The following is a 17,907-nucleotide window of genomic DNA, read 5'->3' as shown; positions in this document are numbered from 1 at the left end:
ACACCGGGGGATACCCGGGCCGACGCCCTGAATTGCGGCGCGGCGCTGTCGGCGATCCTGCTGGAGTGCACGATGGCCGGTCTGGCGACGTGCCCGGTCACGCACCTGACGGAGCTGGTGTCCAGCCGTGACATCATCTCCGATCTCACGGGCCGTCGCGCGGCGGTTCCCCAAGTCCTGATCCGGGTCGGCGTCGGGCCCGAGGGCGAGTCGGCTCCCAACCCGACCCCGCGGCGGCCGTTGACGGATGTGTTGGAGATTCGCCGGTGAAAGGAAGTGTGTCGGTGATGAAGGCCAAAGTCGGGGATCGGCTGGTGATCAAGCGCGGCACGATCGGGCGTCGCGACCTGCGCGGGCTGATCACCGAGGTGCAGGCGGCCACCACAGATCGGGCCCGCGGCGACTATCCACGCATCGACAGCCCGACGACACCGGAGTGATCATGCAGACGCCAGCACCGCCGCCTGCGACCAGGCCGCAAATCGTCACGTTGACCATGAACCCGGCGCTCGACATCACGACCAGCGTCGACGTCGTGCGCCCCACGGACAAATTGCGCTGCGCGGCCACCCGTTACGACCCGGGGGGCGGCGGCATCAACGTCGCGCACATCGCCTACGTGCTCGGCGGGTCGGTGTTGGCGGTTTTCCCCGCGGGCGGATCGACCGGTGGCCTGATCGCGAAGCTGCTCGGCGACGAGGGCGTCCCGTTCTGGCAGGTTCCGGTCGCCGCGGCCACCCGGGAGAGTTTCACCGTCACCGAGAGCACTAGTAGCCAGCAGTACCGGTTCGTCCTGCCGGGGCCGCAACTGACCCTGCGCGAACAGGCGCACTGCCTCGAGCAACTGCGGACGGCGGCCAAGTCGGCCGAGTTCGTGGTGGCCAGCGGCAGCCTGCCGCCGGGCGTCACCGCCGACTTCTACCAGCGGGTCGCCGACATGTGCCGGCAACTGGGCGTCCGACTCATCCTGGACACCTCCGGCGGCGGGCTGCAGCACGTCTCCTCCGGGGTATTCCTGCTCAAAGCGAGCGTGCGAGAGCTGCGGGAATGCGTCGGGCGCCCGCTGGAAACCGAAGCCGAGCAACTCGGCGCCGCCCATGAACTCGTCGACAGCGGCCGTGCGGAAGTGGTGCTGGTGTCCTTGGGCTCGCACGGTGCGCTGCTCGCCACACGGCATGGCAGCCAGCGCTTTTCGGCGGTTCCGATGCCGGGCGGCAGCGGCGTGGGGGCCGGCGACGCGATGGTCGCCGCGATCGCGGTGGGACTCTGTCGCGGCTGGCCGTTGGTCAAAGCCGTTCGGCTGGGCATCGCCGCGGGCGCGGCAATGCTGATGACGCCGGGAACGGCCGCCTGCGGTCGCGCCGACGTGGAGAAGCTCTTCGCGGCCACCGGCGAACCGTGCGACATCCCTACTGACGAACGGCTTCCCAGATAAGGCCTAACGACTCCTGTCGGACGAGCGGCGGCGCAATAGCCTGATATCGCGTGGAATTAGTCAGGAGCCGACATGAACCAGCTGGACGCAAAGTCGGTGGTCGTGGGCATCAACGGTTCACCGGCCGCGGTCAACGCCGCCAAGTGGACGATCGACGAGGCGTTGAGCCGGCAGCTGCCGCTGCGCCTCGTCTACGTCATCCCTCGCCGGGCGGCGGAATCCGGCTCGCCTCCCATTTCCGAGTGGGAGCTCGAGCGCGCCGAAACGGCACTGTCGCAAGCGGAGTGCGCCGTGCAGCGCGAGAAGAAGCCGGTCGAGGTCGACACGGCCGTCCTCTCGGGCGATCCCGGGCAGGTCCTGATCGAGGAATCACACGACGCCGCGCTGATCTGCGTGGGGACCTCGAGGCGGGGATGGGCGACCGACGGGTTGCTCGGGCCGACGGCCACCGCGCTGGTGGCCGATGCGCAGTGCCCGGTCGCGATCATCCGCACCAGTCCCGACGGGACCCCGACCGAGCTCGGGGTGATCGCCGTGGTGCTCAACGACGAGCCGGACAACGACGAAGTCGTGCACCAGGCCATGGAACAGGGCCGGCGCCGCCACGCCACCGTCCGCCAGATCGATCGGCGACTGAACAGTTGGGTCCGGCGTTACCCGGACGTGCACGTCCAGACCGTCGCCGCGGGCACCGGGGTGAAAACCGGCGAGAAGCACAGCAACGCCATCGAATTAGCGGTGGTGGGCAGCGCCGACGCCGCCGAGATCGCCGGACTGGCCACCCCGAACTGCCATCCGATCGTGGGTTACCCCGACTGTTCCGTGCTCGTGGTCCGCCACTGAAGCCACGTCGATGAACGAATTGGCCACCCCGCGATCGATCGTGGTCGGCGTCGACGGCTCGAACGCTGCGATGCGGGCGGCGCTCTGGGCCGTCGACGAGGCGGTGAGCCGCGACGCGCCGCTGCGTCTGTTTTACGCGGCCGAGCAGCCGGACACGCGGGGGGTCGCCGCGGAAACGGGAATTCGCCGCGCCGTCAAGGCAATTGAAGCCACGCACAAGCCCGTCACCATCGAAACCGAGGTCGCGCGGGGCCCGGCGATCGGATCCTTGGTCGGCGCGTCGGCGTCGGCGGCCATGATGTGTGTCGGCGCGGTCGGATTGCGCCACTTCCGGCCCGGCCGGGTGGGCTCAGTCGCGGCCGCATTGGCGATATCGGCGCGGTGCCCCGTCGCGATCGTCCGCGCCCGCGACGACCACCCCGCCGCGGATTCGATCGTCGTCGAGCTGGACGGGTCCCCCGACAACGGTGTCCTGCTGGGCGCCGCCATCGAGGAGGCCAGGCTGCGCAACGCCGCCATGCGGGCGATCATCTGCCGCCGACCCGCGCCGGAATGGCAGGCCGAGGGCGACCACCGGGCGCTCGCCGACCTGGACCGCCGGCTGGCCCGGTGGAAGCGGCGCTATCCGGACCTGCGGGTGGAATCGGTGGCCGTGCATGGCGGGCTGCTCGAATACCTGACTTACCACCGAAGGTCCGTCGGGTTGGTCGTTGTCGGTGCCCGAAACGGTCAGCATGTCCGGGAGCTCGTCGGCCCGGCCGGCAGCGCCGTGCTCCAGGGCACCGACTGCTCGGTGCTGATCGTCAATCAGCAACACCTGTAACCGCGGGCGACGCTGAAACTATGGGATATTGAGTCGATGGCTTCATAACCGTTGCCTCGCACGCCCGGCAGAAAGAATCCCTCATGGTCAAGGTCTTCCTCGTCGATGACCACGAAGTGGTTCGGCGCGGCCTCGCCGACCTGCTCGCATCCGATCCCGAGCTGGAAATCGTCGGCGAAGCCGGTTCCGTGTCGGAGGCCAAAGCGAGAATTCCGGCGCTGCGTCCCGACGTTGCGGTGCTTGACGTGCGTCTGCCCGACGGGAATGGCATCGAATTGTGCCGCGACCTGGTGTCCGACATTCCGGACCTGCGCTGCCTGATGCTGACGTCATTCACCTCCGATGAGGCGATGCTCGAGGCAATTCTGGCCGGAGCCAGCGGCTACGTCGTCAAGGACATCAAAGGCATGGAGCTGGCCCACGCGATCAAGGAGGTCGGGGCCGGTAAATCTCTGCTGGACAACCGGGCCGCCGCGGCGTTGATGGCAAAGCTGCGCGGCTCTGCGGAACGGGAAGACCCGTTGTCCGGCCTCACCGAACAGGAGCGAACGCTGCTCGGGCTGCTCAGCGAAGGTTTGACCAACAGGCAGATCGCCGCCCGGATGTTCCTCGCCGAGAAGACTGTGAAGAACTACGTCTCGCGTTTGCTGGCCAAACTGGGAATGGAGCGGCGAACGCAGGCGGCGGTGTTCGCCTCCAAGCTGGATCAGCGGACCGGCCGGCCCACGGAGGAGCCGACGAGCTAATCGGCAGCGCGGGCATAGCGCTTTCCGCCCGCCCGGCGTTTGCTGCCGGCACCGCTTACGCGTCGGCCGACGCCGGCTCGCATCGGTTGGGTGCTTGCCGAATCGAGACTAAGCTCCTCAACAGGCACCTCGCGTTGCGCACTGGGGACTTGACTTGCGAGAACGCAGGCCCCCGCGTTAGCGAAGGTGTCGTCGTGGAGGTATCGAGTCGGGTGGCCGACAGCGACGAAACCGGCTCAGCTCTTGCCGGGCTCGGCCAACGAGGGCTGGTCGGCAGGATGCATGCCCAGCTCGACGAGTTGCTGGCGGCCCGCGACCAGATGGAGCAGCTGCTCCGGGTATTCGTGGAGATCGGTGGCGACGTCGGCGACCTCGACGCGACGTTGCACCGGATCATCGCCTCGGCCAGGGAGCTGACCGGCGCCCCCTACGGCGCGCTGGCCATCCGGGATCCCGAGGGCAATCTGCTCAGGTTCATCCACGAGGGGATGGACGCCCAGACCGTCAAACGCATCGGGCATCTGCCGTTTGGCAAGGGGCTGTTGAGCCTGTCACTGCTCAACACGCCGGCCCTGCGCGTGGAGGATATGACCGCGCACCCGGCCGCCGTCGGGTTTCCCGAGCACCACCCGCCCATGCGGGCCTTCCTCGCGGTGCCGATCACCATCCGCGGCATCGTGTTCGGCAACATCTATCTGACCCACGTCGACCCCGAGCGGGTGTTCTCCGAGTCCGACGAGGTCGCCGCCCGGGCGCTGGCGTTCGCGGCCGCGGCCACCATTGACAACGCGCAGCTCTTCGAGCGCGAGCGGTTGTCGGTGAAATGGATGGAGGCCAGCCGCGAGATCACCACCGCCCTGCTGTCCAGCGCCCAGCCGCTCCGGCGTCCGATGCAGCTAATCGCCGAAAGCGCCCGGATCCTGACCGACGCCGAACAGGCGATCGTGCTGGTCCCCGCCGACGCGGACGTGCCGGACGACGAAACCGACACGCTCGTGGTGTCCGCCGCGGTAGGCGTGCACGCCGACGAGGTCATGGGCCGGCAGGTCCCGGTGGACGGGTCCAGCAGCGGGGAGGTTTTCCGTTCCGGCCAACCGCTGATCACTGAGTCGCTGCGGTACCCGATCCAGGCCTTCACCGACGTCGGGCAGCGGCCCGCCATCCTGATGCCGCTGCGCGCCGACGATCGGGTCGCGGGGGTGATCGCGATCGCCCGCGCCGCCCACCAGCCGCCGTTCGACGAGAGCTACCTCGACCTGGTGAGCGACTTCGCCACCCACGCCGCGATGGCCCTGGTCCTGGCGTCTGCCCGGGACGACTCGCGCCAGCTGACCATCCTCGCCGAGCGCGAGCGCATCGCGCACGATTTGCACGACCACGTCATCCAGCGGCTGTTCGCCGCCGGGATGGACCTGCAGGGCACGCTGGCCCGGGCGCGTTCGCCGGAGGTGGCCGAGCGGCTCAACCGCACCCTCGACGACCTGCAGACCATCATCGAGGAGATCCGTTCGACGATCTTCCAGCTCAAATCGCCGTTGGGAAACAATGGCGACTTCCGGCAGCGGATTCAGCAGGTGGTCGCCGACCTGACCGAAAATCGCGAGATCAGCACGACGATGCGCCTGCACGGTCCGATGACCGCCGTGGGCGGTGGGCTCGCCGAGCAGGCCGAAGCGGTCACCGCGGAAGCCGTCAGCAACGCCCTGCGCCACTCCGGCGCGACGCGGCTGACCGTCGAGGTGGACGTCGCCGACATGTTCGTCCTCGACGTGAGCGACAACGGCTGCGGCATCCCCGCCGGTAACACGCGCCACAGCGGCCTGGCCAACATGAAACGCCGCGCCGAGCGGCTCGGCGGCGGCTGCGAGATCAGCAATCCGCCGGAAGGTGGCACCCGGGTCCATTGGGTCGCCCCGCTCACCGATCACTAGCCGGCGCTGGGGGACCAAATCCGCCGGGCTGGGGTCCAACGGCCCCTGCCGAACCGCCCCGGCCCCGAATAACGTCGTGCATCATGGGCGACCAGGCGGTGGAGTTCGCGGGTACGGCTCCCCTGCTCGACGGGCGGATCGTGTCGTTGCGCCGGCTCGGCGCCGATGACGCCGCGGCCGTCCTCGCGCTGCACCAGCACCTCTCCGACCATGACCGGTACTTTCGCTTTTTCACGCTGCAGCCGGTGGAGCTGGCCGAACTCGTCGGCAAGCTGACCGAGCCCCCCGACGGGTTGTGCGCCATCGGCGCGTTCGACGCCGGCCGGCTGATCGGTGTGGCCCACTACGTCGTCGTCCGCGAGGCGCCGAAAGCCGCGGAGTTCGCCATCGTGGTCGCCCATGAAGATCATTCGGTCGGCGTGGGAACGGCCTTGCTGAAGCATCTCGCCCGGGTCGCCCGGGTTCACGGAATCGGGCGTTTCGTCGCCGACGTCCTGGGCGAGAATCACCTGATGCTGATGGTCGTGTTCGATCTGGGCTGGCGTTGCGAGCCGGCTGATTACGGATCGGTGCGTCACCTGGAGATCGAGCTGCCCGATTTCAGCGACGAGGATGCGAAATGTCCAACATGACAAAGAAATTCGGGGTGCTGGTGTGCGTCGACGGATCGTCGGCGTCCGACGCCGCCGTCGCCTGGGGCACCCGCGAGGCCATCATGCGCAAGCTGCCGATCACGTTGATGCACGCCGTGCAACCGGTGGTCGTCGGCTGGCCGGAGGGTCAACTGTATGCCGACATGCCCGAGTGGCAGCACGACGACGCGCAGCACGTCATCGATCAGGCGCGCAAGACGCTGAGCGCTGGCCTGAGCGGGGCGGAGCCACCCGAAACACGCACGGAGGTGGTCTATTCCGGCGTGGTGCCGGCGTTGGTGGAGGCCTCGAAGGACGCCTGGGTGATCGTCGCCGGCGGGCAGGGCCTGGGTGCATTGGGCCGGCTGTTGCTGGGCTCGGTCACCATGGGACTAATCCACTACGCGCATTGCCCCGTCGCGGTCATCCACTCCAGCGAAGGTGCCGCGCTTGACACCAACGCACCGGTTCTCCTGGGCGTCGACGGATCACCCGCGTCGGAAGCCGCGACCGCCTTGGCCTTCGACGAGGCCTCGCGCCGCGGGGTGAGGCTGCGCGCGCTGCACGTGTGGAGCGACGTCGGAGTGTTCCCCGTCCTCGGAATGGACTGGCGCGACCGCGAGCGCGAGGGGCGGGAGATCCTCGCCGAATGCCTGGCCGGCTGGCAAGAACGGTATCCCGATGTGCAGGTCGAGCGATTGTTGTTCTGCGACAAGCCATCCCAGTGGCTGCTCGAGGAGTCCGAACGCGCCCAACTCGTCGTGGTCGGCAGCCGCGGTCGTGGGGGTTTTCCCGGGATGCTGCTCGGGTCGGTGAGTTCGGCCGTGGCGCAATCGGCGAAAGTTCCCGTGATTGTTGTTCGATAGGAGGACGCGATGATCGAGCTACTGCCGGACATGCCGGAGGGGGTGACCGGCGTCCGTGTGTCGGGCCGGCTGCGCGGTGACGAGCTGCGCCACGTCAAGCCCGAGATCGAAGGGATGCTGAACACCGGCGAAATCAGGATCGTGGAGGTCATCGCCCCCGATTACGAGGGCTTCGGGCCCGGCGGCTTCGCCGAGGACATCAAGCTGGGGCTCGGCATGGTGTTCTCGCACCACTCGGCCTTCAAGCGGATCGCGATCGTCTCCGACAAGGACTGGGTCGGCCGTGTCCTGCACGCCGTGGCGTGGATGATCCCCGGCGAGCTCGCCGTGTTCGGGCTCGACGAGCTCGACCGCGCCAAGGAATGGGCCGCCGGCTAAGCCGGTCAGTCCCGTACTACCAGCACCGAACACCCGGCGTGGCCAGACAAGTGTGGACCGGTCGAGCCGACCATTCGGGCCAGCTTGTCGGCGTCCTCGCTGCCCACCACCGTGAGTTGCACGGATTCCTGCGTGTGGGCCAGGAATTCGGCGGGTCCGCGCCGCGCGGCGGCCGGCATGACATGAACCTCGGGATACCGCGACACCCACGGGCCCAGCCGATGCTCCAGCTGGCGGTAGGGGATCTCGCCCAGGCCCCACCGCCACACTCCCAGCGCCAGGATCGGTGCCCGGCGCAGCCGCGCCTCGCGGAAGCCGTGCTCGAGCACCGCGTCGTTGGACGGCGAATCGTCGACGACGACGGCGACCCACCCGGGGTCGCCCTTGTGGCCGTTGACGCGAACGACCGTCACCGGACATTGCGCCTTGCGGGCTATGGCGTCGGCCGTCGAGCCGAGGAGCTTGCGGGCGATGCGGGAGATCCCCACGGATCCCACGCAAATCATGGCCGCCCTTCGTGACTCGTCGACCAGGATGCCCTCCGGCGAACCGCGCACGATGTCGCATTCGACCGTGACCGGCTTGCCCGTCGCCTGCAGCGCGGCGTCGGCGTCGCGCAGGCACGCCTGGGCGTACCCGACCTCCATGCCCTCGTCGCCCGTTTCATCGGCGGGCCCGTCGGGGACGGCATGGATCAGCCGCAGCGGGACGTCGCGGCTGATCGCTTCGGTGATCGCCCACTTCGCCGCGTTGATCGCTGCCTGCGAGCCGTCGATGCCGACGACGACCCGCGCCGGTGCCTGCGGATGGTTCATGGTTCCTCCCGATCTGCGTGGCCGCCCCACCGAGACAGTCCCGGGAAACCGCTATTTCGAAGACGTTATTGGCCGACCACGGCTCCCCAGCAGGGCCGTTGGACCCCCATTTCGGGGCGTTTGTCCATTTCGAGGCCGTCCATCGCGGCTCAGGTGACCTCGATGCTGTGGCCGGGCAAGAGGCTCTGCACCCGGCCGCGGCATTCGACCGTGACCGCTCCGGTGTTGCCGGCCTCGGACGTCAGCACGCCGGTCCGCCCGCTGATCCGCAGATGCACGCGGTGACCGCGGTAGACGAAGGGGAACTCGATGGGGCCGAGCGCTTCCGGCCAGTGGGGGCCGAGCACCAGCCGGTCGTCGCGCGTTTCCAGCCCGGTGAAGCACCGCTGCAGCAGATCGACGCTGCCCGCCATCGCCGCCAGGTGGATGCCCTCCGAGGTGGTGCCGCCCTGGATGTCGACCACGTCGGAACTCAACACCTGAACGAAGTACCGCATGGCGTGGTGCCGGTGGGCGCGGGTGAGCACCCACGAATGGACGATCGCGGACAGCGTCGATCCACCCGACGTCCGCGACAGGTAGTACTCGATCGTCCTCGGAATCTGCTCGGGCGCGAAGCGGTAGCCGAGCCGCCCGAACAGTCCCAGCAGCTCCTCGGACGACAGCAGGAAGAACAGCATCAGCACGTCGGCCTGCTTGGACGCCTTGTAGTTGTTCACGCTGTCGTTCTCGGCCTCCAGGATCCGATCGAGCCGCTGGATGTTGCCGTAGCGCTGCCGGTAGCTCTCCCAATCCAGTTCGTCCAGTTCCGAGTAACCCTCGAACTGGCTGATCACATCGTCGTGGAAGGGCACGAACATCCGCCGTGTCACGTGATTCCACCGGTCCAGCTCGTCGGCCGTCAGGTCGACCTTCCCGACCAGGTCGAGCCGGTCGCGCAGGGGTAGGCGGTCCAGCGCTTCCATCGCGCGCATGACCACCCAGACCGCCATGACGTTGGTGTAGGCGTTGTTGTCTATCCCGTCGTATTCCTTGCCCGGGTAGCCCGAATGAAACTCGTCGGGGCCGATGACCCCCCGGATCGTGTAGCGGCCGCGGCTGTCATCGAAGGTGGCCAGGCCCACCCAGAACCGCGCGATCTCGACCAGCATCTCGGCGCCGTAGTCGATGAGATACTGCCGGTCACCGGTCACCTGGTAGTGCTGCCACGCGTTGTATGCGACGGCGAGGCCGACGTGATGGGCCCGCGCGCTGGCGTCCGGGTTCCACCGGCCGGACTGCGGGTTGAGGTGCACTTCCTGGCTCACCTCACGCCCGTCGCTGCCCGACTGCCAGGGGTACATCGCGCCGAGATAACCGGCCCTGCCGGCGGCGCGGCGCGCCTCGGGAAGGCGCCGGTACCGATAGAGCAGCAGCGACCGGGACACGTTCGGCATGCGCAGGCTCAGGACCGGGGACACGAACAGCGAGTCCCAGAAGACATGGCCGCGGTACGCCTCGCCGTGCAGTCCGCGCGCCGGGACCCCGGCGTCGAGTTCGGCGGTGTGCGGCGAGATCGTCTGCAGCAGGTGCACCAAATGCAGCCGCAGGACCCGCAGCGCCGGCGTGCCGTCGGCAAGGCCGACGTTGCATTGTTCCCACAACCGCGCCCACGCCCGGGCGTGCTGCTGGTGCAGGTCGGCATACCGGCCGGCCGCGTCGAGATATTGCTGTGCGGCGCTTGCCGGTTCGGATATCGCGCTGTCCCGGCCGGTGAAGACGGTCGCGATTTTCTCGCAGGTGACCGACTGTCCGGCCGACAACTCGACCCGGATATCGTGGCCGCCGCGGTCCCCCTCCCGCGCGAAAACGTATTCGGCGTCGGCCAGGGCATCCTCGCACCACACGCTGGTGCGGGCCGCGACCGCGATCGAGATGCGCGACTGCGACGTCTCGGTTCGCAATATCACCGAGCCGGACGTCGTTTCGCCGATCACGGACGGGGTGAGGTGAGCGCTGGACAAGGACCGGTAGCGCTCGACCATGGTGTTCTGCACGCCGCCGTCCAGCAGAGACCTGAACTGGACTGTGCCCGACCAGTTTTCGGCGCCAAGGGTGGCTCGCATGGCCAGCAGGTGGGGCTGGTGCATGGACGCGAAACGCTGCTGCGTCAGCGTGGTGATCCGGCCCGCGCCGTCCCGGAAGCGCAGGCTGCGGGTCAGCGTCGCATGCCGCAAATCGAATATCTGCCGGTAGGAAAGGATTTCGGCTTCGTCGACGTGAAACCACGGCCCGTCGTTGATCCGGAATGTCAGCGACAGCCAGTTGGGCAGGTTGACCAGGCTCTCGTTCTCGATGGTCCGGCCCGCTACCCGATCGGCCAGTATGTTGTACACGCCGGTGGCATAGGTGCCCGGGTAGTGGGCGTCGGACGCGGCCGCCTCCGGCGCGCAACCCCTGGTGGCGACGTAGCCGTTGCCGACGGTGCACAGCGCTTCGCGGAGCCGCTCGTACTGCGGGTCATAGCCCTCGTACACGAGCTCCCAGGCCTCGTCGGTTGCCGGCGTGGCGGGCTCCAGGTCGCCGGCGAGCCGACGGACGAACTCGGCTACGGCGGAAGGGCTTTCGAGGCTGAACTGCGCCGCCGACGAGCGATCGCCGTCCTCGTCGTGGCGCACCACGATGCCCACGCCGTGGAATTGGACGGCGTCGAAGGCATCCTCGTCGGTGATGTCGTCGCCGATGTAGATCGGCAGCACGGCGGTGGGGTCGGCGTCGTCGCTGCCCGTTATGCGTTGAAGGAGCCAACCGAGGGTGGTGCCCTCGTCGCCCTCGATGTCGGGGCGGAGCTCGATGACTTTGCGGCAGGCGGTGACCCGGAGGCCCTCGGAGCGGCCGAGTTCACGGGCCGCCAGGATCACCCGGTCGACGTCGTTGGCATTGGCGTCGCGATAGTGCACCGCGACCGCCAAGCGCTTGCGTTCCAATGTGATTCCGGGGACATCGTTCAGCGTCCGGCTCAGGCGGTCCGCGGCGCGGGCCAGGGCCCCGGCGGCGCCGCCGGCCGGATACTCCTGGTCGGTGCCGTCCGGCGCCGTCAATTCGAAGCCGTGGTTGCCCGCGTACCACACCCCGTCGACCTTGACCCGCTGGCGGACGTCGGCGACGTCGCGGCCGCTGACCACCACGACGGGACACTGAGCGGCCAAGGCGCGCAACGCCTCTTCGGCTCCCTCGACCAGTGTCGCCGAGTTCGGGTGCTCGACGCTGTCGGTCAACGTGCCGTCGAAGGCGAGGAAGACCACCGGCCGCCGGCTCGCCGCGAGTTCTTTCACTTGACCGTAGGCCTGCACCGCGTCGGCGATCTTCGACATGGGCGCGCCGCCGCGCCGCACCGTGATTTCGGCCAGGTCGGCGACCACGGTGTCGGCACCGCACGCCAGCAGCTCGTCGGCGCATCCGTCTCGTTCGAATCCGATGACGAGGCCGAAGCCGGACTCCCTGCCGGCCTTGACGCCGGCCGGGTGGCGGTCGATGACCGCGCAACGCACCGGCCGCACCCCCAGGCGGCTCGCCGTCTCGGTCAGGCCGTCGGCCGCGGCCCCCACGAGGTCGTCGATTCCCGCGGTGCGCAACGCCTGCGCGCAGTCCCGGCCCGGCGAGTACGCGGCCGCCCGGACGCCGACGTCCCGCAGCCGACGCAGCAGCGGGACGGTCGAATCCCGCGGCTGGGCGGTCTCGGTGACCAGACAGTCCAGGCTGACGATCACCGCGTCGTGGTAGCGCCGGTCGACGGTCGCGGCCCATTCGGTCACCCCTGTGACGATGCCACTTTGCGGACCCGGTCAACGGGGCCTGATGTCCACGGGTTTGGGGACTAAAGCCTCATGATCGACGACCGTTCGGCCAATAGCGTTTTCATTGACTGAGGGAGCAACAATGTCCACACCCACGAACCGCCACGGCATCGTCGTCGGGGTCGACGGATCGCCCGCCTCCAGCGCCGCCGTCTGCTGGGCGGCCCGGGATGCGGCGATGCGGAACGTCCCGCTGAAGATGGTTCATACGTACAGCACGTACGTGCCGACGTTCCCCCAGATACCGCTTCCGGCCGGGGTCACCGTATGGCAGCAGCAGGACGGCCAGCAGGCCCTCGAGCAGGCGGTCAAGATCGCCGAGGATGCCGTCAAGGGCGACCAGAAAATCGAGATCACCAGCGAACTGAAGTGTTCGCCAGCGGTGCCGACGCTGGTGGAGTTGTCCGAAGAGGCCGAGATGGTCGTCGTCGGCAGCAACGGGCGCGGGGCGGTGGGGCGGGCGTTGCTGGGTTCGGTCAGCTCGGGCCTGGTGCAACACGCGAAGTGTCCGGTCGCCGTCATCCGGGACGAAGACCCGTTGATGCCGCACCCCCAGCAAGCTCCCGTGCTCCTGGGGTTGGACGGGTCGCCGGCCTCCGAGTGCGCGACGGCCATCGCCTTCGACGAGGCATCTCGCCGCGGCGTCGAGCTGCACGCGTTGCACGCGTGGAGTGACGTCCAGGTGCTCGAACTCCCGGGATTCGATTGGGCCGTCGTGAAGGCCGAGGCCGAGCGCAGCCTCGCCGAAAGCCTGGCCGGCTGGCAGGAACGCTACCCCGACGTCACGGTGCAGCGACTCCTCGTGTGCGATCGGCCGGCGCGCCAGCTGATCGAAAAATCGGAGTCCGCGCAGTTGGTCGTCGTGGGCAGCCACGGCAGGGGCGGCATCGCCCGGACGTTGCTCGGTTCCGTCAGCAACGCGGTCGTGCACTCGGTCCGGATGCCGGTGATCGTGGCGCGGCCGTACTAGGACTTGGCCCAGGACTTGGCCCAGGACTTGGCACGGACGTCCACGGCGACGGACGCTGGGTCGGTGACCAACACTGCGGTGCCGTACATCGATGTGCATGAAACTCACACCGGCATGGTCGTGCTGGCCGGCGACCGGGCTTTCAAGGCGAAGAAGCCGGTGCTGACGGACTTTCTCGACTTTCGCACGGCCGAGCAGCGCGAGCGCGCGTGCCGGCGGGAACTCGAACTGAACAGCCGGCTGTCTCCCGACAGCTACCTCGGCCTCGCGCACCTCAGCGACCCGGCCGGGGGGCCGGCCGAACCGATCGTCGTCATGCGTCGCTACCGCGACGAGGATCGGCTGGCGTCCATCGCGGCGAGCGGTGCGGGGGAGCCCGTCCGGGACTTGCTGGACGCCATCGCCGCCGTGTTGGCGCGGTTTCACCAGGGCGCCGAGCGGGGCCCGGCGATCAGCGCCGAGGGCGAGGCCGGCGCCGTCGACCGGCGCTGGCGGGACAACCTGGCCGAACTCGACCGCTACGCGGGCACGCTGCCGCCCGAGTCCCTGTCGCGCGTGCGGCACCTCGCCGCCGAATTCACCGCGGGCCGTGGGCCCCTGTTCGGGCGGCGCCTCGCAGAAGGGCTCATCGTCGACGGTCATGGTGATCTGCTCGCCGACGACATCTTCAGCGTGGGGGGCAAACCCGCGCTGCTGGACTGCCTGGAGTTCGACGACAAACTCCGCTACGTCGACTGCGTCGACGACGCCGCCTTCCTCGCGATGGATCTGGAGTTCCTGGGCCGCAAAGACCTTGGCCAGCATTTCCTCGAGCGCTACGCCGCGCACTCGGCGCGCGCCGTCCCGCCGGCGCTGGCGCACTTCTACATCGCCTACCGCGCCGGCGTGCGGGCGAAGGTCGACTGCGTGCGGCTGTCACAGGGCAAGCCGCAGGCCGCCGGGGATGCCGCCCGGCATCTCGCCATCGCCGTCGAGCACCTGGAAACCGGCCGCGTGCGCCTGGCGCTCGTCGGCGGCAATCCGGGCACCGGCAAGTCCACCGTCGCCCGGGCGCTCGCCGAACAGACTGGGGCGCAAGTGATCTCCACCGACGACGTGCGGCGGGAGTTGCGCGATTCGGGCGCGATCAGCGGGGACGCCGGCGTGCTGAACGAGGGGCTGTACCACCCCGGCAACGTCGCGACCGTCTACGAGGCCGCCCTGGAGCGGGCGCGCCCGCAGCTGGGGGAGGGGCAATCGGTGATCCTCGACGGCACCTGGCGGGATCCGCAGCTGCGCGCCCGGGCCCGTCGGCTCGCCGCGGAAACGCACTCGGCGACGGTGGAACTCAGGTGCGCCGCTGCGACCGACACGGCGGCCGGCCGGATCACCACCCGGGCACCGGGCACCTCCGAGGTGACCCCGGAGATCGCGGCCGCCATCGCCGCCCAGCAAGCCGATTGGGACACCGCGCACCGGATCGACACCTCGGGGTCCCCCGAGGACTCGGCGCGCCAGGCCCTCGGCGCCTGGCGCTGCTCCTAGGAGCCGAACGCCCCGGTCGTTCGGGACCAACGGCCCTGTCAGGACGGCGAACCCACTTCCTAGTGTCGAATGAGAGCCGATTGGGGTGGTTGACATGCTGATGAAGGCGCCGGAGTCCGAGGTCATCCGTGACGCGGTCATGTTGGCGAGCCGGGCGCCGTCGCTGCACAACAGCCAGCCCTGGCGGTGGGTCGTCCAGGGCGGGGGCCTGCAGCTGTGGGCCGACCCCCGCCGGATGATGCACGCGACCGACCGAACGGGCCGCGAATTGATCGTGAGTTGCGGCGCCGTGCTCGACCACCTCAGGGTCGCCATGGCCGCCGCCGGCTGGACCTCCGCGACCGCCCGCCTTCCCGATCCGTCCGAACCGGATCTGCTCGCCACCGTCGGATTCCGGCCGAGCGACGCCGTGACGGAGGCGCAGCGGCAGCGTGCCGCCGCGATCCGCCGGCGCCGTACCGATCGGTTGCCGTTCGCCGCTCCGGCAGCGTGGGCGTCCGTGGAGCCGGCGCTGCGCCAAGCGGTTCTTCCCTACGACGTGACGCTGGACGTGGTGGCAGACGACGCCCGACCGGCCCTGGCGGAGGCGTCTGAGCTCACCGAGCGGCTACGTCGTTACGACACGTCCTACGTGTCCGAGCTGCGCTGGTGGACGTCGCCATTCGAGTCGGATGCCACCCATGTGCCCGACAGCGCGCTGGTGTCCGGTTCGGAGGCCGCCGCGGTGGACGTCGCCCGCGCCTTTCCCCCGGCGGGCGAGGACCCGCACCGAACGGGCGTCGACCACGACCGCTCCCAGATCGTTGTGCTTTCGACCCCCGACGGCGACGCCAGGCTCGACGTGCTGCGCTGCGGCGAGGCGCTGTCGGCGGTGTTGCTCGAGTGCACCGTGGCCGGCCTGGCCACCTGCACCCTGACCCACATGACCGAACTGGCCATGAGCCGCGACACCATCAGGCAGCTCACCGGGACCGCGGGAACGCCCCAGCTGCTGATCCGGGTCGGCACCTCGACGCTGGGCGGCCATGTCGAATCCACCGCCCGCCGCCTGGTGACCGAGGTCCTCGAGTTTCGCTCATGACGCGCGGCCCGCAACGAACAAGGAGGTGGCGCCGATGACTCGGCACTGGCTGGTGATGGAGACCGCCGGAGAGGGCGTTCCCGCTCCGTTCGTCGCCCGGGTGGCCGGTGCCGGTCGGCAGCTGCCCGAAACTCGGCTCACCACAGACGAATTGATGGCGACCACTCGGCACCGCACCCACATCGATCTGGAACGGTTGACCGGGATCCGCGAGCGCCGCGTCTCGGTGGGCGACGAGGATTCCTACAGCCTGGCCACCTCGGCCGCGCTGAACTGCCTGGCCAAGGCGCAGCAGGATCCGGCCGCGCTTGACGTGGTGATCAGCTGCAGCATCACGAAATTCCGCGACGGCCTCACCCAATGGCTGGAGCCGACGATGAGCGGCGCCGTGGCCCGCGCGATCGGGGCGCCGCAGGCGATGACCTTCGACGTGTCGAATGCCTGCGCCGGGATGCTCACCGGGGTAACCATTTTGAACAACTGGATCCGGCAGGGGATCGTCGAGCGGGGGCTGGTCGTCAGCGGGGAGTACATCTCGCAGCTCAGCCACAACGCGGCCCGCCACATTCGCAACATCATGAGCAAGGAACTCGCCTGCCTCACCCTCGGTGACGCCGGTGCGGCGCTGCTGCTCGAGCGGGCGCCCGTGGGCTCCGCGGGGATCAGCCTCGCCGGCTTCACCACGGTGGCCGACTACAGCCGGCTCTGCCTGGCCTACCCGGAGGGCCACGACCCGGGCGCGCGGATGTTCACCAACTCCCGCGCCATCCAGAAGGCCGCGATCGCCGACACGCCGCTGCTGCTGAGCGAAGTTCTTGATGCCGTTGGCATTTCGATCCACGACATCGACCACGTGATCACCCACCAGACCTCCGCGCGCGCCATCCGCAAGGGAATGGTTCGCATGTCGGAGGCGTTCGGCGACAGCCCCCGTCACGACGCCGTGATCACCGTCGACCGGTACGGCAACACGGCGTCGACGACGCACACGGTGGCCCTCGTCGAGGAACTCGAGGCGGGGCGCATCGAGCCGGGAGAAACGGTCGCGCTGCTCGCGCTGGCCTCGGGATTGGAGATCGGCGTGGTCTTGCTGACCCTGGATGAGGATTTGGTGAACCGCTATGGGCACCGTCATTGATCGAGTCGACCTCGCGCACTCGCGGTTGCGGGGCCGGCACAGCGCGCTGCACCTCGCGGTGGGCGCCGCGAAGGACTGCCTGCATCGGGCCGGATGTGACCCCGACGAGCTGGATCTGGTTGTCAACGCCGGGATCTACCGCGACCGCAACCTGGGCGAGCCGGCGCTGGCCGCGCTGATCCAGGACGACATCGGGGCCAATCCCGAGGATCCGCACGCCGGAGCGCACGGCACCTTTTCGTTCGACATCGCCAACGGAGCCTGCGGAATCTTGACCGCACTGCACATCGTCGACGGGTTCTTGCGAACGCACAGCGTCCACCGCGCGCTGGTCGTGGCCAGCGACGCAAACCCCGGTCACGGGATGAGCGAGCACTTTCCGTTCTCGGCCGCCGGTGCGGCGTTGCTGTGCCGCTGGACCGACGACGACTACGGCCTGAGCCGGGTGTCCTGGGTGAACACCGACGAACCCGAGGCTTTCTCGGCCACAGTGGGATTCGCCGATGCGCGCAACGTGCTGCGGTTCGATCAGTCGGAGGGGATGGACGAGCGATTCGCCGCGGCGGCCGCGACGGCGGCGCGGGCCTGCCTGGCCGCGCAATCCGTCGAGCCGGCGGATATCGACCTGATCGTCGCCGCCCCGGCCCGGCCCGGGTATCGCGCCGCGCTGAGCGACGCGCTCGGGGTCCCGGTCGAAAAGGTCTGCGTCGCAGCAGATCAGCGCATGCACACCGCCGCACTGGCGGCCGCGTTCGAGCCGGAGGCCGGCAGCCTCCCGGCGGGCGCGCGGGTCCTGTTCGTCGCCGCCGGCGCGGGCATCACCGCAGGCGCCGCCCTGTATCGTCAGCCGCCGCGGATTCACTGATCACATCGGCCGCTCACATCAGGC

General features: G+C 69.1%; 17 protein-coding genes. 15 read left to right on the top strand and 2 right to left on the bottom strand.

Annotated elements, in window-relative coordinates:
• The 10 genes from A5787_RS17245 to A5787_RS17205 form a co-directional block, all read left to right on the top strand.
• Nucleotides 1–270: nitroreductase family protein (locus tag A5787_RS17245; protein WP_197507198.1), on the top strand; the 270-nt coding region annotated here is incomplete at its 5' end.
• A 17-nt stretch (nt 271–287) separates the two neighbouring features.
• On the top strand, nt 288–440 hold the full coding sequence (locus tag A5787_RS26800) for a DUF1918 domain-containing protein (protein ID WP_156763986.1): 153 nt from the start codon (nt 288–290) through the stop codon (nt 438–440).
• A 2-nt stretch (nt 441–442) separates the two neighbouring features.
• On the top strand, nt 443–1,435 hold the full coding sequence (locus tag A5787_RS17240; RefSeq protein WP_066969127.1) for a 1-phosphofructokinase family hexose kinase: 993 nt from the start codon (nt 443–445) through the stop codon (nt 1,433–1,435).
• Between the two features lie 72 nt (nt 1,436–1,507).
• Entirely contained in the window at nt 1,508–2,278 is a 771-nt protein-coding gene (locus tag A5787_RS17235) for a universal stress protein (RefSeq protein WP_066969095.1), read from the top strand.
• 10 nt (nt 2,279–2,288) lie between these two features.
• Complete coding sequence (locus tag A5787_RS17230; RefSeq protein WP_066969093.1) at nt 2,289–3,101, top strand: universal stress protein; 813 nt, start codon at nt 2,289–2,291, stop codon at nt 3,099–3,101.
• A gap of 83 nt (nt 3,102–3,184) precedes the next feature.
• Complete coding sequence (locus A5787_RS17225; protein ID WP_066969091.1) at nt 3,185–3,847, top strand: response regulator transcription factor; 663 nt, start codon at nt 3,185–3,187, stop codon at nt 3,845–3,847.
• A 278-nt stretch (nt 3,848–4,125) separates the two neighbouring features.
• Nucleotides 4,126–5,778 carry a GAF domain-containing protein gene (locus tag A5787_RS17220; RefSeq protein WP_066969125.1) on the top strand — a complete coding sequence of 551 codons (1,653 nt, stop codon included), beginning with the start codon at nt 4,126–4,128 and terminating at the stop codon, nt 5,776–5,778.
• Between the two features lie 83 nt (nt 5,779–5,861).
• Nucleotides 5,862–6,410 carry a GNAT family N-acetyltransferase gene (locus tag A5787_RS17215; RefSeq protein ID WP_066969089.1) on the top strand — a complete coding sequence of 183 codons (549 nt, stop codon included), beginning with the start codon at nt 5,862–5,864 and terminating at the stop codon, nt 6,408–6,410.
• Nucleotides 6,398–7,276 (top strand): universal stress protein, encoded by an 879-nt coding sequence (locus tag A5787_RS17210; protein WP_066969087.1) that lies wholly within the window; start codon nt 6,398–6,400, stop codon nt 7,274–7,276. Before A5787_RS17215 ends, A5787_RS17210 begins: the two co-directional genes overlap by 13 nt.
• Before the next feature lie 9 nt (nt 7,277–7,285).
• The gene (locus A5787_RS17205; protein ID WP_066969085.1) at nt 7,286–7,654 is read left to right on the top strand and encodes an STAS/SEC14 domain-containing protein; all 369 of its coding nucleotides are present in this window, start codon (nt 7,286–7,288) and stop codon (nt 7,652–7,654) included.
• 5 nt (nt 7,655–7,659) lie between these two features.
• Here the strand turns inward: A5787_RS17205 and A5787_RS17200 are convergent, their stop codons facing one another.
• A complete protein-coding gene (locus tag A5787_RS17200) occupies nt 7,660–8,469 on the bottom strand; it encodes a universal stress protein (RefSeq protein ID WP_066969083.1) in 810 nt (269 codons plus the stop codon).
• 149 nt (nt 8,470–8,618) lie between these two features.
• Nucleotides 8,619–12,218 carry a trehalose-phosphatase gene (gene otsB, locus A5787_RS17195; RefSeq protein ID WP_369829132.1) on the bottom strand — a complete coding sequence of 1,200 codons (3,600 nt, stop codon included), beginning with the start codon at nt 12,216–12,218 and terminating at the stop codon, nt 8,619–8,621.
• Nucleotides 12,219–12,387: 169 nt separating this feature from the next.
• Between otsB and A5787_RS17190 the strand changes: the two genes are divergently transcribed.
• The 5 genes from A5787_RS17190 (at nt 12,388) to A5787_RS17170 (ending at nt 17,883) form a co-directional block, all read left to right on the top strand.
• Complete coding sequence (locus A5787_RS17190; RefSeq protein WP_066969079.1) at nt 12,388–13,275, top strand: universal stress protein; 888 nt, start codon at nt 12,388–12,390, stop codon at nt 13,273–13,275.
• A gap of 93 nt (nt 13,276–13,368) precedes the next feature.
• Nucleotides 13,369–14,799, top strand: coding sequence for an AAA family ATPase (locus A5787_RS17185; protein WP_369829131.1), 1,431 nt, complete (start codon nt 13,369–13,371; stop codon nt 14,797–14,799).
• 94 nt (nt 14,800–14,893) lie between these two features.
• A complete protein-coding gene (locus tag A5787_RS17180) occupies nt 14,894–15,880 on the top strand; it encodes an NAD(P)H nitroreductase (RefSeq protein WP_066969075.1) in 987 nt (328 codons plus the stop codon).
• 34 nt (nt 15,881–15,914) lie between these two features.
• Complete coding sequence (locus tag A5787_RS17175) at nt 15,915–17,018, top strand: 3-oxoacyl-ACP synthase III family protein (RefSeq protein WP_066969124.1); 1,104 nt, start codon at nt 15,915–15,917, stop codon at nt 17,016–17,018.
• Nucleotides 17,002–17,883 carry a 3-oxoacyl-[acyl-carrier-protein] synthase III C-terminal domain-containing protein gene (locus tag A5787_RS17170; RefSeq protein WP_066969073.1) on the top strand — a complete coding sequence of 294 codons (882 nt, stop codon included), beginning with the start codon at nt 17,002–17,004 and terminating at the stop codon, nt 17,881–17,883. Before A5787_RS17175 ends, A5787_RS17170 begins: the two co-directional genes overlap by 17 nt.
• Nucleotides 17,884–17,907: the final 24 nt, after the last annotated feature.

Source organism: Mycobacterium sp. 852002-50816_SCH5313054-b (genome assembly GCF_001667185.1).
Classification (GTDB): Bacteria; Actinomycetota; Actinomycetes; order Mycobacteriales; family Mycobacteriaceae; genus Mycobacterium.
Note: the sequence above shows the minus strand (reverse complement) of the source record. Positions and strands in the feature narration are given on the sequence as shown.